Source organism: Acidiphilium iwatense, from assembly GCF_021556475.1.
GTDB classification, from domain to species: Bacteria; Pseudomonadota; Alphaproteobacteria; order Acetobacterales; family Acetobacteraceae; genus Acidiphilium; species Acidiphilium iwatense.
In genome coordinates this window covers 16,550-31,811 of the sequence record NZ_JAKGBZ010000030.1, presented here as the reverse complement: position 1 = coordinate 31,811, position 15,262 = coordinate 16,550, and the positions used below count along the sequence as shown (strand labels likewise).

13 protein-coding genes are annotated in these 15,262 nt (G+C 64.8%); 7 read left to right on the top strand and 6 right to left on the bottom strand.

Translation table 11 applies throughout. The annotated features are described in order from the left end of the window. Positions 1–16 precede the first annotated feature (16 nt). Together obgE and proB are read left to right on the top strand one after the other, a co-directional pair. Positions 17–1,015 carry a GTPase ObgE gene (obgE, locus tag L2A60_RS14015; protein ID WP_235705061.1) on the top strand — a complete coding sequence of 333 codons (999 nt, stop codon included), beginning with the start codon at positions 17–19 and terminating at the stop codon, positions 1,013–1,015. Then, positions 1,012–2,154 (top strand): glutamate 5-kinase, encoded by a 1,143-nt coding sequence (gene proB / locus L2A60_RS14010; RefSeq protein WP_235705060.1) that lies wholly within the window; start codon positions 1,012–1,014, stop codon positions 2,152–2,154. Before obgE ends, proB begins: the two co-directional genes overlap by 4 nt. On the opposite strand, the gene L2A60_RS14005 is transcribed toward proB, so the two are convergent. The 6 genes from L2A60_RS14005 to L2A60_RS13980 are packed head-to-tail and all read right to left on the bottom strand — an operon-like array spanning position 2,155 to position 9,206. After that, positions 2,155–2,991, bottom strand: a complete 837-nt coding sequence (locus L2A60_RS14005; protein WP_235705058.1) for an aldo/keto reductase — start codon at positions 2,989–2,991, stop codon at positions 2,155–2,157. It lies immediately after the preceding gene. A gap of 1 nt (position 2,992) precedes the next feature. Next, positions 2,993–4,036, bottom strand: coding sequence for a WD40 repeat domain-containing protein (locus L2A60_RS14000; protein ID WP_235705056.1), 1,044 nt, complete (start codon positions 4,034–4,036; stop codon positions 2,993–2,995). Next, on the bottom strand, positions 4,033–4,995 hold the full coding sequence (locus tag L2A60_RS13995) for a CobW family GTP-binding protein (RefSeq protein WP_235705054.1): 963 nt from the start codon (positions 4,993–4,995) through the stop codon (positions 4,033–4,035). Before L2A60_RS13995 ends, L2A60_RS14000 begins: the two co-directional genes overlap by 4 nt. Then, positions 4,992–6,284 (bottom strand): O-antigen ligase family protein, encoded by a 1,293-nt coding sequence (locus L2A60_RS13990; protein WP_235705053.1) that lies wholly within the window; start codon positions 6,282–6,284, stop codon positions 4,992–4,994. Before L2A60_RS13990 ends, L2A60_RS13995 begins: the two co-directional genes overlap by 4 nt. A gap of 37 nt (positions 6,285–6,321) precedes the next feature. Continuing rightward, entirely contained in the window at positions 6,322–7,371 is a 1,050-nt protein-coding gene (locus L2A60_RS13985) for a glycosyltransferase family 4 protein (protein WP_235705080.1), read from the bottom strand. A 35-nt stretch (positions 7,372–7,406) separates the two neighbouring features. Beyond that, a complete protein-coding gene (locus L2A60_RS13980; RefSeq protein WP_235705052.1) occupies positions 7,407–9,206 on the bottom strand; it encodes a PHA/PHB synthase family protein in 1,800 nt (599 codons plus the stop codon). A 65-nt stretch (positions 9,207–9,271) separates the two neighbouring features. Here L2A60_RS13980 and L2A60_RS13975 point away from each other — a divergent pair, with 65 nt between their 5' ends. From L2A60_RS13975 to recJ, 5 genes are read left to right on the top strand one after another with little or no spacing between them, the layout of a single operon-like run. Continuing rightward, positions 9,272–9,934, top strand: coding sequence for an OmpA family protein (locus tag L2A60_RS13975; RefSeq protein WP_235705051.1), 663 nt, complete (start codon positions 9,272–9,274; stop codon positions 9,932–9,934). Positions 9,935–9,942: 8 nt separating this feature from the next. Next, complete coding sequence (locus L2A60_RS13970) at positions 9,943–11,160, top strand: LL-diaminopimelate aminotransferase (protein ID WP_235705050.1); 1,218 nt, start codon at positions 9,943–9,945, stop codon at positions 11,158–11,160. Further along, positions 11,157–12,449 carry a homoserine dehydrogenase gene (locus tag L2A60_RS13965; RefSeq protein ID WP_235705049.1) on the top strand — a complete coding sequence of 431 codons (1,293 nt, stop codon included), beginning with the start codon at positions 11,157–11,159 and terminating at the stop codon, positions 12,447–12,449. Before L2A60_RS13970 ends, L2A60_RS13965 begins: the two co-directional genes overlap by 4 nt. Positions 12,450–12,479: 30 nt before the next feature. After that, positions 12,480–13,466: a class II fructose-bisphosphatase gene (glpX, locus tag L2A60_RS13960; RefSeq protein WP_235705048.1), complete on the top strand. Its 987-nt coding sequence runs from the start codon at positions 12,480–12,482 to the stop codon at positions 13,464–13,466. Beyond that, positions 13,451–15,235, top strand: a complete 1,785-nt coding sequence (gene recJ / locus L2A60_RS13955; RefSeq protein WP_235705047.1) for a single-stranded-DNA-specific exonuclease RecJ — start codon at positions 13,451–13,453, stop codon at positions 15,233–15,235. Before glpX ends, recJ begins: the two co-directional genes overlap by 16 nt. Positions 15,236–15,262: the final 27 nt, after the last annotated feature.

The window sequence follows — 15,262 nt, the reverse complement described above, 5'->3', positions numbered from 1 at the left end:
TTGTCTGTGCAATGCCATGAAATTCCTCGACCAGGCCAAGATCTATCTGCGTTCGGGCGACGGCGGCAACGGCGTGGTCGCGTTCCGGCGCGAGAAATATATCGAGTTCGGCGGCCCCGATGGCGGCAATGGCGGACGAGGCGGCGACATCGTGTTCGAGGCGGTCGAGAACCTCAATACGCTGATCGACTTCCGCTACACCCAACATTTCCGCGCTCGCAAGGGTGGCAACGGCGCGGGGCGCGATTGCACCGGCGCTGCCGCCCCCACCCTGCTCATCAAGGTGCCGATCGGCACCCAAATCCTCGACGACGACCGCGAAACCCTGCTCGCCGACCTTGATGCTCCGGGCAAGCGTATCGTTCTGCTGCGCGGCGGCGACGGCGGGCATGGCAACACGATGTTCAAAACCTCGACCAACCGCGCGCCGCGCCGCGCCGATCCCGGCTGGCCCGGCGAGGAACGCTGGGTTTGGCTGCGGTTGAAGCTGATCGCCGACGCCGGACTGGTCGGGCTGCCCAATGCCGGCAAATCGACGTTCCTTGCCGCTGCCTCAGCCGCTCGGCCGAAAATCGCCGATTACCCGTTCACCACGCTGCATCCCCAGCTCGGAGTGGTGCGCCTGTCGATGACCGAGGAATTCGTGCTCGCCGACATTCCCGGCCTGATCGAGGGTGCGCACGAAGGCGCCGGGCTGGGTGATCGGTTTCTCGGCCACGTCGAACGCTGCGCCGCGCTGATCCACCTGATTGATGGCGCGGCGGGCGGCGTGGTCGATGCCTGGCGCACGATCCGCGCGGAGCTCGACGCCTATGGCGCGGGCCTTTCGGCCAAACCCGAATTGCTTGTGCTCAACAAGATGGACGCGATGACCCCCCGCGAAATATCCGCCCGCCGCACCGCCCTCGCCCGCGCTTCCGGCCGGCAGGTGATGGTGATATCGGCGGCAGCGCGGCAAGGCGTTGACGTGGTGTTGCGGGAAACGTTCGCCATGATCGCCGAACACCGGAAATGATCGCGCCGCGTGTGTCCCCTTCTCTGGCCGGCGCAAAATTGCTGGTGGTGAAGATCGGCAGCACGCTCATCGTCGATCCCGAGGCGGCGACTCCGCGCTCCTCCTGGCTGAACGGGATGGCTGCCGACATCGCGGCACTGCGCGCGCGTGGCGTAGGAGTGATCGTAGTATCCTCGGGAGCGATCGCGATCGCGCGCCGGCAGCTTGGCCTGACCCAGAAACGCCTGCGCCTTGAGGAAAAGCAGGCGGCTGCCTCGGTGGGACAGATCCGGTTGGCGCAGGCATGGAGTGAGGCCCTCTCGGCTCACGGCCTGATCGCCGCGCAATTGCTGCTCACCCTCGGCGATACCGAGGATCGGCGCCGCTACCTCAATGCCCGCGCAACGCTGCGCACCCTGCTCGAACTCAATACGATTCCGGTGATCAACGAGAACGATTCAGTAGCAACCGGTGAAATCCGCTTCGGCGACAACGACCGGCTGGCCGGGCGCGTCGCCGAGATGGTCGGGGCGGATCAGCTCGTACTGTTCTCGGATATCGACGGACTCTACACCGCCGATCCGAAACGCGATCCGGCCGCGCGGCATTTGCCGGTGATCGAGGCGATCACATCGGATATCGAAGCGATGGGCGGTGCGCCGCCGCCCGGTTACTCCTCGGGCGGAATGCGAACCAAACTGGTCGCGGCGCGGATAGCGACCCAGGCCGGTTGCGCCATGGCGATCGCGCTTGGCCATGTCGAACACCCGCTCGCCAGCTTGCAGGCTGGAGCTCGTTGCACTTGGTTTCTGCCGCAACCCGGTGGCCGATCGGCGCGCAAGCGCTGGATCGCTGGCTCGCTTGCACCGATGGGACAGCTAGCGGTTGACGCCGGGGCGGCGCGTGCGATCACACGCGGATCATCTTTGCTGCCCGCCGGCGTTAACGGTGTCACCGGGGATTTCGAACGCGGCGACCCTGTAGACATAGTCGGACCGGATGCCATTGTGCTAGCACGCGGACTCGTCGCCTATTCCAGCGCCGATTCACGGCTGATCGCAAGACATCGTACCGATGAAATCGAAACGCTGCTCGGTTGGCGCGGCAGGGACGAGATCGTGCATCGCGACGATCTCGTTCTGCTTACCGGTTCAACCTGATCAGGCTACCCTATCCCATTGCGGTGCGAAACCGGGATCGACACAACGTTGAGTCTTGGGCAAAGACGCGATCACCGAACGATCCTCGTCGTCGAGCACGATATCGAGTGCGGCGAGATTGGCCTGCTGGCTCTCGGCCCGCGTCGCCTTGGGGATTGCCGCCACACCGTCCTGATCGAGCAGCCATTTCAGTGCGATCTGTGCCGGGGTTACGCCATGTTTCGTGGCAATCCCGGCGAGGCCATCATAATCACTGAGGCGACCCTGCGCCAGCGGACAATAGGCGGTCACCACAATGCCGTGGCGCCGCGCGTAGTCGAGTACTGCACTCTGATCGAGCAAGACGTGATATTCGATCTGATTGCAGGCGATTTCGGCGCCGATTATCTCGGCTGCCTGACACAGCAAAGCCACGGTGAAGTTCGCGACGCCAAAATGTTTGACCGTGCCTTCGCATTTCAGATGCGCCATGGTCTCGAGCGCCGCCGGAAGATTCATCGAGGCTGACGGCCAGTGAATCAAATAGAGATCGACGTAGCTGGTGCGCAGTTTGGCAAGACTCGATTCGATGGCGCGGCGAATCGCGTCCGGTGCGAGATTTTCGTACCATACCTTGGTTGTCAGAAAAATCTCGCCGCGGGGAATGCCGCTGGCCTCGATACCGGCACCCACCGCCGCTTCGTTGTTATACATTTCGGCCGTATCGATATGGCGATATCCGAGTGCCAAAGCGCGGGCGATGCTCGTCTGGCACTCCTTGCCGCTCATCCGCCAAGTGCCGAGTCCAAGCTTGGGCATCGCGAGACCGTTCGCGCCGACCGTCGCAATCTTGGTCATCTCAATCCTTCCTTGAAAAATCGACAACCGCGATAAATCCCGTCCCGGTGCCGAAGCCTAGATAGGCACCGTCTGCGCTCCAACCAAGCGCGGAAATCGCACCACGTCCGGGTGCTGCGATTGATAGGATGCGCTCGCGGGCGATATCGGCAACAATCACCGAACCGTCGGCGTAACCCGCTGCGACCACCTCGTGCTGCGGATGACAGGCGACACGCTTGATGATGGTCTCGCCGGCGGCGAGTTCGAGGGGAACCTTGCCCATCGGTCCACCGCCGAAGAACGGCCAGAGCACGATCGCCTCGGCACCAGCACTCGCGAGCCATTTGCCCGAACGGGTGAACCCGATCGATTCCGGCTTCGCCGGGTAGCCGCTCATGCGCATGTGCTGACCGTCAGGCAAACGCCAGCCGTGCAGCGCGTTTTCCTGCATGGCGGTCGCCACCGCCGCAAGATCGGGGTGAAGAGCGATGCCGATATGGCTGCCCTTCCATTCGAAAACCTGCGGCTTCGCGTTGTCCGAGCGCACGAACCAGACAGAGGCGCCGTTATAGTGCGATGCGGCGATGCGTCGACCTTTCGTATCGAATGCAATTCCCGAAACAGTGGACGGATGCGTAAGGATTCGGACCAATCCCCCCTGCCCGTCGAGGAGCAGAATATTGCGCCCGACGGCAGCCGCGCGGACCGGTGCGCGGCGGTCGGCGATACTCGCGACATGCTCGACCCATTTCATCCCGTAGGATGCAATATCCAACGCAATCCCACTGACCGGATCGAGGCGGCGTAGCCTGCCGTCATCGCCGCCGGTGAGGACACCATGCGCATCGATGTCGGGGGCGATCGCGAGCACCGCGCCGTCGTGCATCGCGTGATCCGTCCAGCTCCCGGCGATAACGTCACGAACCACGACACGTCCGTCGCCGAGCGAAGCGGTAAAATATCGTCCCGCCCGATCGAAGCAGGCTCCGGTGACGAAAGCGTCGAACGTGGCACTGACGCCGCGTTTGTCGAGCATCTCGTTAGCATCGAGCAGCCCGCTCATGCGGCGACGCAACTCTCGAAGCCGCGCCGCAATTGCGGGCGGTTGAGGTCGCGGCCGATGAACACGATGCGGCTTTCGCGCGCCTCGTCCGGTTTCCACCTCCCGATATAATCGCCATCGGCCATCATATGAACGGCCTGGAAGGCGAAGCGCCGATCCTCGCCGGTGAAATCGAGAATACCCTTGGTGCGCAGAATGTCCTGGCCCTGGGTCGCCAGCACACCACCGATCCAGGCGTTGAATTTTTCGGCATCGAGTGGGGTTTTCGTGGCAAGACTGATGCTGGTCATGTGCTCGTCATGGGTGTGAGCATCGTCGTCGAGGAAATCAGGCACCGATTGCAGAACCCGGTTCAGGTCGAACGCATTGATGCCAAGCAGTTTGTCGGCTGGAACGTCAGCACGGGTCGCATGATGGATTTCAGCGAAGCGGTTGATCGTGCGGATCTGTGCCTCGACCTCGGCAAGTTCCTCGGGCGAGACAAGATCGAGCTTGTTCAGCACGATCACATCGGCGAAGGCGATCTGGTCCTGCGCCTCATGGCTGTCGCGCAGCCGGGCGGGCAGATACTTCGCATCCACAACGGTAACGATCGCGTCCAGCCGCGTCTTCGCCTTCACATCCTCATCGACGAAAAAAGTTTGCGCGACCGGCGCGGGATTGGCGAGCCCAGTGGTCTCCACGATAATTCCGTCGAATTTATCGCGCCGCTTCATCAGCCCGCCGATGATGCGGATCAGATCGCCGCGCACCGTGCAGCAGATGCAGCCATTGTTCATTTCGAACACTTCCTCGTCGGTATCGACCACAAGGTCGTTATCGACGCCGCGTTCACCGAACTCATTGATCACCACGGCGTAGCGCTTGCCGTGCTGTTCGGTGAGAATCCGGTTGAGCAGCGTGGTCTTTCCGGCACCAAGAAAGCCGGTGAGCACGGTAACCGGCACAAGATCCGTCATGAAAAAGGTCCTATGGCTGAAAATTCGCATTGTCGCTCCGAATATAGGAACGCCGGTTCGGACAAGCTAGACTTTACCAGGGCGAGCCCCAGCCCGAGCATGACGAACAGCCATCCGGCCATCGGCAGCACGGCGAAATTGTCGGTCGAGGCGAGCGGCCATGCGTAGGTGAGCACGCCGATGAAGGCGCCCAACCGCATCGGCTCCGCGCGCCGCGTCAGGCCGCGCCCCAGCGCCAGAAGCCATGCGATGTTCAGGGCCGCGAACAGCGCCATCCCGCCAATCCCGGCATCGACTCCGGCCTGGAGATAGAAGTTATGAGGATGGATATTGCACGCGCCGCGCTTGAGCGAGGTCGGGCCGATGCCGAGCGCGGGCAGGCCACCATCGAACCGTGGCTGCTTGCAGAAATACAGGAACCCGTTGAACCCGTAGCCGTGCCAGGGCGACCGCCCGATCATCACGGCGGCACGGGTATAAAGTTCGCCATATGGGCTTTTCGCGAAATTGCCCACCTGATGGCTGGTCTCGACCACAAGCTTGTCGAAACTCGGCTTTGAGACGACGCGCAGCGCCGGAATCGCAAGCAGCGCCAGCACGCCGAGCGCGATCGCGGGCAGCCGGATCGGGCGGAACATCAGCGCCGCGACCGCAAGCCCGAGCCCCGCGAGCAGAAACGGCATCCGCTGGCCGATAATCAGCGCGGTCGCAAAGCCGAGAACGCCCAGCACGGCAGCGCCGAGCCGTGCCGCGGTGCTGCGCCGGGTCAGAAGTGCTGCAATCACCGGCAACAGGGCGAGAAACAGCAGATGCGCATAGGGAGGTCCGGCGCGCGGTGCCCAGAACGGTCCGGTCAACGCGCCATCCGGCCAGCGATGGGCGCCGAAAATATTCACGCCGAGGATTTCCTGCTGCCAGCTTTGCAGGAAAATCCACGCCTCGCATGCGGCGATCACCGCCCAGAACCGCGCTCGCGCCGGGGCCGTGTCGAGCACCCAGGTGCCCAGGGCGACGGCGAAAACCAGAAGCCGGATCAGCACGAGTGCCTGGGTAAACGACTTCCATCCCGCCGCGCCAAGCCCCAATGCCGGGATCGGCGCGGAGCAGATGAGTTCCGCCGCCCACCAGATCAGCCCGATGACGAACCACGGCGCGCGCGCCCAGGCCCAGTCGCGCCGTCGCACCGACTCCGCGAAAAACAGGATATCGACGATACCGATCGCGAATTCGGCGCCCGCACGGGCATAAAGCAGGCAGAGCGGCACGATCAACGCGGCGGCGAGAGCCAAATTTTTTAGAGATAGGCGCTTTTGGATCATCGGGCGGTCATACCGACGATTCGACGCCGCGCAACGCCTGCAATCGCGCTTTGATGATCGCCGTATCAAATTGCGCGGCACGGGCGATCCCGGCGCTGGCCAGCGCCGCGCGAGCCGCGTCGTGGGTCGCGAGATCGCCGATCGCCGCTGCGAGCGCCGCCACATCGCCGGGCGGAACATAGCGCGCCGCCTCACCGGCAACCTCCAACAGGCCCCCGGTGCGGCTCACGATCAACGCCGCCCCGCTCGCCATCGCCTCCAGCGCGGTCAGGCCGAACGGTTCCGGCCAGCGGCTCGGCACCACCACGATCGCGACCTCCGCCATCGCGGCCAGAACCGCCGCGTGCGGACGATAACCCTCGAACCTGATGCCGGCATCGCGCGCGGCCTTGCGCATCGCACCGACATAGGGCGTTTCCGGGCTACCGGACCCGAAACGGTCGCCGCCAATGATCCGCGCGGACCAGCCACACAATGATGGCAGAGTTGCCGCGCAGGCGGCAATGAAATCGGCAATGCCCTTGTTCTCGACGATCCGCCCAGCGAACAGGATTTCAGGAGAACGGATCGCCGCGCGCGGCGGCAGTTCCGCGAGAGTCAGCGGATTCGGCAACACGACGAGATTGCTCGTCTCCGAAAGCCCGCTCGCGAAGCTTGCGCGCAAATGCTCCGACACGCAGACCACGCGATGCAATGAGGCAAGGGTGCGCCGCCGTGCCGCGACATTGCGCAGCCCGCGCATGGTCAGCGGTTCGTTGTGCAGGAACAGCAGCACCCGCGCGTTCGGCAGTGCCCAGGCGATCGCGCGCGCGAGTCGCGGTTGCTGATGCACCTCGATAATCGTGGGGCTCAGCACCCGCAACCGGCGGATTACGCCGAGCCCGTAAATGAGCGGCGACCGGCCCGAGACCGCTTCAAAAATAATGTCCTGGTAGGTCGCATCTGCCTGCGCTCCGCCGATCACTCGCGCATGGCTGGCTAAGGCGAGGCGGCGGACGACCATCGCGATCGCGCCCGCCCGCTCCGGCCCGAACCCCTCGCGCGCGGGAAGCACCATCACGACAGCCCGACCCTCCGGCCGGCCGGGACCAATCAAGCAGAGCGCACTTTCACATACTCACCCGGCGCGTCGGCCAGCGGGGTGAGGTTGCCATCGCCGGGAATGCGCGCCGGAACCTGCTTTTTCTCCCGTGCCCCGATCCAATGCTGCCAGTCCGGCCACCAGGAGCCGGCAACCTCCGTCGCTCCCACGAGCCAGTCCTGCCCCGTCTCCGGCAAAGAATTGTTAACGAAATGATTGTATTTGCCGCCGCCGGGCGGATTGACCACACCGGCGATATGCCCCGAAGCCGCAAGCACGAAGCGCTTCGGCCCCGCCATGATCTGGGTCGCCTTGTAGGTGCTGGCCCAGGGCGCGATGTGATCCTCGCGACAGGACAGGAAATAGACCGGGATCGTGATGTTCCGCAGATCGACCGGGGTATTGTCGAGGGTCAGCGCATTCGGCTGGACCAGAAGATTCTTCTGATACATATTTCGTAAGTAAAACGAATGCATCGCCGCCGGCATCCGCGTCGCGTCCGAATTCCAGTAGAGCAGGTCGAACGGAAACGCCTCGTTGCCGAGCAGATAGTTGTTGACCACGAAACTCCAGATCAGATCGTTCGCCCGCAGCATGTTGAAGGTTGCCGACATCTCCGCGCCTTCAAGATAGCCGCGCTGGTTCATTCGGTCTTCCAGGTTGCGTAACTGTTCTTCGTCGATGAACACGCCGAGTTCGCCGGCATCGGCAAAATCGGTCAGCGTCACCAGAAACGTCGCGGATTTGATGCGTTTGTCGCCACGCCGCGCCATCACCGCCAACGTCGAGGCGAGCAGTGTGCCGCCCAGGCAATAGCCGATCGCGTTCACGCCCCGTTCGCCGGTCGCCCGCTCGATCGCATCGAGCGCGGCGAACACGCCCTCGTTCATGTAATCGCCGAAATCCTTCTCTGACAACTGCTCGTCCGGGTTCACCCAACTCGCCACGAACACGGTATGACCCTGCTCCACCGCCCAGCGGATGAAACTGTTGTTCGGTCGCAGATCGAGAATGTAGAATTTGTTGATCCAGGGCGGGAAGATCACCAGCGGCGTCTTCGATACGGTTTCGGTCGCGGGGGCATACTGGATCAGCTCCAGCAATGCGTTGCGAAACACCACCTTGCCCGGCGTCACCGCGATATTGCCACCGACCGAGAACGCCTCGGTATCGGTCATGCGGATATGCAGCCGGCCCTGCCCGGCCTCCAGATCGCGCAGCAGATTGTTCAGCCCGCGAAGAAGATTCTCCCCGCCGGTTTCCATCGTCTTGCGCAGCACCTGCGGATTGGTCATCACGAAATTGGACGGGCTCATCGCATCAACGAACTGACGCGCATAGAAATCGACCTTCTGCGCGGTCTTCGGGTCGAGCCCATCCACCCGCTTCACCACGTCTTGTACGAAGCGCGCGGAGAGCAGGTAGCTTTGCCGGATAAAATCGAAAACCTCGTTGTCCTGCCAGCCCTCGTCGCGGAAACGCTTATCCTTGGGATCGGAAGGCACCACCGGCGCCGTCTCGATTCCCATCATACGCCGGGCGGAATGCTGCCACAGCGTCATGTAGTCCTGCCACAACCCCAGTTGCGCCTCGATCAGCCGGCTTGGATTGGCCATCAGCCTCGCGGTCATTTCCATGAAGGCGCCGCCGATATTGTGCGGATCGATCTCGATTCCCGCCTCCGATTGGCGCTTCAGCCAATCGCCGACGATACGCTGGGATCGCGCGCCGATATCGGCCATGGTGCGGGTATAAGCCGCGGGGTCCGGCTGGCGGACGTCGCCGCCGTCGTGATGATGATGATCGGCCATAGGCGCTCCTTCCGGCTCCGGCTTGCAGGCGCTAAGCTAAGAGGCCCGCTGATCGAGGAGCCGATGTGATCTATACCGTCTTATCGCCGAAGGTTGAAACCCTGCCCCGACACCAGTTGCGCGGCAAGGCACTTCTGGCACTGGGGCTCGCTCTGTCGGGCTGTGCCAGCATGAACCCGGTCACGGTGTTCCACCGCTACGAGGGCGGCGCGATCGCCCATAATCCACCACCACCACCCGGCCTTGACGAGCCATACCCCAACCTCGCCTCGGTCCCGCCGAAGCCGCCACCGCTCTCACCACGCCTACAGCGCTCGATTCGCGGCCAGTTGGAGGCCGCGAACACCAGTCAGAACGCCCTGTCCGCGCCCGCCGGTGGCGTCGCGCATCCGTCCGCGCCTCAGCCACCGGCAACCCCGCGGGCGAAACCGGTATTGATCAGATTCCGTCCCGGTAAGGCGATCCTGCCGCGCTCGCAGCGCGCTATCCTGCGGGCACTGGCGGCGCGCCGGGGTGCGGCGGACATCGCGGCGATCGGCTTCGCGCCCCGTCAGACCCCGGCCGGCCTGAACCTCGCCATGTTGCGTGCGACCGCGATCGCGAACGAACTGGTGCGCGCCGGTGTCCCCGCATCCGCGATTCGGATCGAGGCTCTCTCGATGGGTCGCGGTGGTGCCGCACAATTGATATACGCTTCCGCTCCGCAACCCGCGCAGAGCCGCACCTAGGACAAGTCATGACCGAGGAATTCCATCGCATCCGCCGCCTGCCCCCCTACGTGTTCGCCGAGGTCAATCAGGCGAAGGCAGCCGCGCGGGCCGCGCGGGAGGATATCATCGACCTCGGCATGGGCAATCCCGACAGCCCGACCCCTCCGCATATCGTCGCCAAGCTGATCGAAACCGTGGCCGATCCACGCAGCCACCGCTATTCGACCAGCAAGGGCATTCCCGGTCTGCGCCGTGCGCTGGCCGCCTATTACGACCGGCGATTCGGCGTAAAGCTCAACCCCGACACCGAAGTCATCGCCACCCTCGGCTCGAAGGAAGGCCTCGCCAACCTCGCCAACGCCATCACCAGCCCTGGCGACACCATTCTGGTGCCCAACCCGTCCTACCCGATCCACCAGTTCGGGTTCATCATCGCCGGTGCCTCGGTGCGCTCGGTTCCCGCGACGCCGGATGACGAGATGCTGCGGGCGCTCGACCGCGCGGTCCGCCATTCGGTGCCGAAACCCACCGCGCTGATCGTAAATTTTCCTTCAAATCCAACGGCATATCTGGCAACGCTCGATTTCTATAAAAACATCGTCGCATTTGCCCGCAAGCACGAAATCTTCATTCTTTCCGACCTTGCCTATGCCGAAATCTACTTCGAGAGCGAGCCTCCGCCATCGGTGCTTCAGGTCGAGGGCGCGAAAGACATCACCGTCGAGTTCACCTCGATGTCGAAAACCTATTCCATGCCTGGCTGGCGCATGGGCTTCGCCGCCGGTAATCCTCGGCTGATTTCCGCTCTCGCTCGAATGAAATCCTATCTCGATTACGGTGCGTTCACGCCAATCCAGGTCGCGGCCACGGCGGCGCTGAACGGACCACAGGATTGCGTCGATCAGATGCGTGCCTTGTACCGCGAACGGCGGGACGTGCTGATCAAGGGGCTTACCCAGGCCGGATGGCATGTGCCGACTCCGCGCGGCTCGATGTTCGCCTGGGCGCCGATCCCGGAGCGCTACGCTCATCTCGGCTCGGTCGATTTTTCGAAGTTGCTGCTGGAGCACGCGAAAGTCGCGGTCGCCCCCGGCATCGGCTTCGGCGAATATGGCGACGGCCATGTGCGCATCGCGCTGGTCGAGAACACCCACCGGCTGCGCCAGGCGGTGCGCAACATTCGCGGCTTCATGGCGCCCGGAAACACGGCTTCGCCTTCGTCCGTCGAGCCTGTCACCGCATGACCAGACCCTTGGCGGTCGGCATCGCCGGTCTCGGCACGGTCGGCGCCGGCGTTCTGCGCCTGCTGCGCGACAATGCGGCACTCATCGCGGCCCGCGCCGGTCGCCCGATCGAGGTCGTCGCCGTCTCCGCGCGGGACCACTCGCGCGACCGGGGCATCACCCTCCATGGCCTGCGCTGGGTCGATGATCCGATCGCCCTCGCGCGCGACCCGGCGATCAACGTGGTGGTGGAACTGATCGGCGGCGCGAACGGCCCGGCCCGCGCGCTGGTCGAGTCCGCGCTCGACGCCGGTAAGCCGGTGGTCACCGCCAACAAGGCGCTGATCGCCGAGCACGGGGCTACTCTTGCGGCGCGTTGCGAGCGGAGTGGCGCGAAAATCCGCTTCGAGGCGGCGGTCGCCGGCGGCATCCCGGTGATCAAGGCGTTGCGCGAGGGGCTCGCCGCCAATCGCGTCGCCAGCGTCACCGGCATCTTCAACGGCACCTGCAACTACATCCTCTCGCGGATGCAGCAGGAAAAACTCGATTTCGCCGCCGTCCTGGCCGACGCCCAGGCGCATGGCTACGCCGAGGCCGATCCCTCCTTCGACATCGACGGGGTGGATACCGCCCATAAGCTGGCCATTCTGGCCGCCATCGCCTTCGGCAGGCAGGTCGATTTCGCCGCCGTGCATGTGGAGGGCATCAGGCGGGTCAGCGCGCTCGACATCGCCTTCGCCGAAGAACTTGGCTACCGGATCAAGCTGCTCGGCATCGCGCGGGCGACCGAGGCCGGCATCGAAACCCGCGTGCATCCGGCTATGGTTCCTCTCGCCTCGCCGCTCGCCCATGTCGATGGCGTGAATAACGCCGTGGTGGCCGAGGCCGATCCGGTCGGCGCCATCGTGTTCGCCGGGCGCGGTGCCGGCGCCGGGCCCACCGCATCCGCCGTGGTCGCCGATCTGATCGATCTGGCGCGCGGGCGTGACACCCCGATGCTCGGCGTGGTGACGGCATCGCTGGAAAACCGCAAGTCGGTGCCGATGGGCGCGCATCGCGGCGCCTATTTCCTGCGGCTCATGGTGGTCGATCAGCCGGGCGTGATCGCGGATGTCACCGCGGTTCTACGCGACCACGGCATTTCGCTGGAATCGATGCTCCAGCACGGCCGCAGCCCTGGCGAGGCGGTGCCCGTGGTGCTGGTCACCCATATTACGCGGGAAAGCGAGATGCGCGCAGCACTCGATCAACTCGCCGCCCTCGATTCGGTGCTGGAAGCCCCGGCGCTGATCCGCATCGAACCCGCCTGAATCTAAATGATATTTTGATGGATATTCATCATGCCCAATGACAAAAACCCCGCCCTCGCCGATCGCAACCTCGCCCTCGAATTGGTGCGGGTGACCGAGGCCGCCGCCCTCGCCGCCTCGCGCTGGATCGGCCGTGGCGACAAGAACAGCGCCGATGGCGCGGCGGTGGGCGCGATGCGCCAGGCCTTCGACGCTGTGGCGATCAGTGGCATTGTGGTGATCGGCGAAGGCGAGATGGACGAAGCTCCGATGCTTTATATCGGCGAGCGGGTCGGCGCCGGCGGCCCGGAAATGGACATCGCGGTCGATCCGCTCGAAGGCACGGTGATCGCCGCCAAGGGCGCGCCCAACGCGATCGCGGTGATCGCGCTGGCCGAGCGCGGCAATTTCCTTCACGCGCCCGACATTTATATGGACAAAATCGCGGTCGGCCCCGGCCTGCCCGACGGCGTGGTCGTCCTCGACGCGCCGGTCATCGAAAACCTGCGCAACCTCGCCCGCGCCAAGAAGCGGGACATTGCCGACCTCATGGTCTGCACCCTGGAACGCCCGCGCCACGATGAAATCATCGCCAAATGCCGCGAGGCAGGCGCACGCATCACCCTGATCGGCGACGGCGACGTCTCCGGCGTGATCGCAACCGCGCAGCCCGACGCCGGGATCGATCTCTATATCGGTTCGGGCGGCGCGCCGGAAGGCGTGCTGGCGGCGGCGGCGCTGCGCTGCATCGGCGGCCAGATGCAAGGTCGTCTGCTGTATGACGACGACGCCCAGATCGCCCGCACCCGCGACATGGGCATCACCGACCCCAACCGCATCTTCACCCTCACCGATATGGCGCGCGGCGACGTGATGTTCGCCGCCACCGGCGTCACCTCCGGCCCGATGCTGCGCGGCGTGCGCCGGTTCGGTCACGGCGCGATCACCCATTCAACCGTCATGCGCTCGAAATCCGGGACGGTGCGCTATATCGAGGCACATCATAATTTCGAAACCAAGACGTGGACGCCGTCCTGACCGGAGCGGAGGCGGCGTTCGGCATCGCGCGCAGCCTCACCGGCCGGCGTTGGGTCTGGCGCCACGCGGAAGACCGGCTGGCTCTGGCGATCGCCGAACACACCGGCGCCCCTGAACTGATCGGAAGGCTGCTCGCCGCGCGCGACATTCCGGTCGATCGCGCGGCGGATTTCCTCGACCCCACCCTGCGTGCCTATCTGCCCGATCCCTCGGTGCTGACCGACATGGACAAAGCCGCCGCACGCATCGCCAACGCGGTGCAGAACGGCGAAACTATCGGTATTTTCGGCGATTACGACGTCGATGGCGCGTGCAGCGGGGCAATCATGACGCTCGGTCTCGGCGCCTTCGGCGTGCCCACCATCAACACCGTGCCGGACCGCATCCGCGAAGGCTATGGCCCGAACGCCCCCGCTTTGCGCGCGCTCGTGGCACAAGGCGCCAGCTTGATCATCTGCGTCGATTGTGGTGCTGCCGCGCACGAGGCGCTGGCTTCACTCGCCGGCATCGCCGACGCCATCGTTCTCGATCACCACAAAATCGACGGCGTACCGCCGGACATTCTGGCCACCGTCAACCCCAACCGGCTCGACGACCGCTCCGGCCTCGGCTCGGTCTGCGCCGCCACCGTCGCGTTCCTTACCTTGATCGCCACGCAAAGAACCCTGCGCAAACGCGGCTTTTTCGCAAACCGCGAGGAACCCGACCTGCTCGCGATGCTCGATCTCGTCGCCCTGGCCACGGTGTGCGACGTGATGCCGCTCACCGGGCTGAACCGCGCCCTCGTCGCCCAGGGCCTGAAAATCATGGGCCGCCGCACGCGCCTCGGGATCGCCGCCCTGCTCGAGGTCGCCCAGATCAGCGAGCCGCCGGGGGCGATGACCTGCGGGTTCGTACTCGGCCCGCGCATCAACGCCGCCGGACGCATCGCCGAATCCGATCTCGGTCTGCGCACCCTGCTCGCCGAGGATCAGGCCAGTGCCACCGCATTCGCCCGCACGCTTGATGACATCAACCGCCAGCGTCAGACGGTCGAGGCCGGCCTGCTCGACGAAGCGATGCGCCTTGCCGAGGCGCAATTCACGGCCGGCGCCGCCGTCGCGGTCATCGCCGGTGAGGGGTGGCATCCCGGCGTCGTGGGCATCGTCGCCGGCCGGATCAAGGAGGCGTTCAATCGCCCTGCCCTGGTCGCCGGCATCGAGGCCGGACGCGCGACCGGCTCCGGCCGCTCGATTCCCGGCATCGATCTCGGCGCCGCGATCATCGCCGCGCACCAGACTGGCCTGCTCATCAAGGGTGGCGGCCATGCCATGGCGGCCGGGTTTACGCTGGAGGCAACCGGAATCGACGCGCTGCGCAATTTCCTGTGCGACCGCCTCGCCGCCGCGGCCTCACTGCCCAGCACGGCGGAACTGCCGATCGAGGGATCGATCGCCGTCGCCGGTGCCACGTCCGACATCGCCGCCCAGATCGAGCGCATCGGCCCGTTCGGTGCGGGCAACGAGGAGCCGGTTTTCGTCATCCCCCGCGCCCGCATCGTCAAATCCGACCGCATCGGCCGAACCGAAACCACCATCCGCGCCTATGTCGAGGGCGAGGCCGGCGGACGCCTGAAAGCCATGCTGTTCCGCGCCAAGGACGACGCCTTGGCCAAGACCCTCCTGACCGCCGGCGGCGCGCCGCTTCACCTCGCCGGACACCTCCGCGCCGATCGCTGGAATGGCAGGACCAGCATAAGCTTTATCGTGGTGGACGCGGCTCCCGCTTGACCCGATATCCCGGCTCGGCTACCCAAC

Bases quoted from the DNA above. Each gene is read 5' to 3' on its own strand.
- obgE (WP_235705061.1), top strand. From the start codon at position 17: ATGAAATTCCTCGACCAGGCCAAGATCTATCTGCGTTCGGGCGACGGC.
- L2A60_RS14005 (WP_235705058.1), bottom strand. From the start codon at position 2,991: ATGACCAAGATTGCGACGGTCGGCGCGAACGGTCTCGCGATGCCCAAG.
- L2A60_RS13965 (WP_235705049.1), top strand. From the start codon at position 11,157: ATGACCAGACCCTTGGCGGTCGGCATCGCCGGTCTCGGCACGGTCGGC.
- proB (WP_235705060.1), top strand. From the start codon at position 1,012: ATGATCGCGCCGCGTGTGTCCCCTTCTCTGGCCGGCGCAAAATTGCTG.
- L2A60_RS13995 (WP_235705054.1), bottom strand. From the start codon at position 4,995: ATGACGGATCTTGTGCCGGTTACCGTGCTCACCGGCTTTCTTGGTGCC.
- L2A60_RS13980 (WP_235705052.1), bottom strand. From the start codon at position 9,206: ATGGCCGATCATCATCATCACGACGGCGGCGACGTCCGCCAGCCGGAC.
- L2A60_RS14000 (WP_235705056.1), bottom strand. From the start codon at position 4,036: ATGAGCGGGCTGCTCGATGCTAACGAGATGCTCGACAAACGCGGCGTC.
- L2A60_RS13970 (WP_235705050.1), top strand. From the start codon at position 9,943: ATGACCGAGGAATTCCATCGCATCCGCCGCCTGCCCCCCTACGTGTTC.
- L2A60_RS13985 (WP_235705080.1), bottom strand. From the start codon at position 7,371: ATGGTGCTTCCCGCGCGCGAGGGGTTCGGGCCGGAGCGGGCGGGCGCG.
- glpX (WP_235705048.1), top strand. From the start codon at position 12,480: ATGCCCAATGACAAAAACCCCGCCCTCGCCGATCGCAACCTCGCCCTC.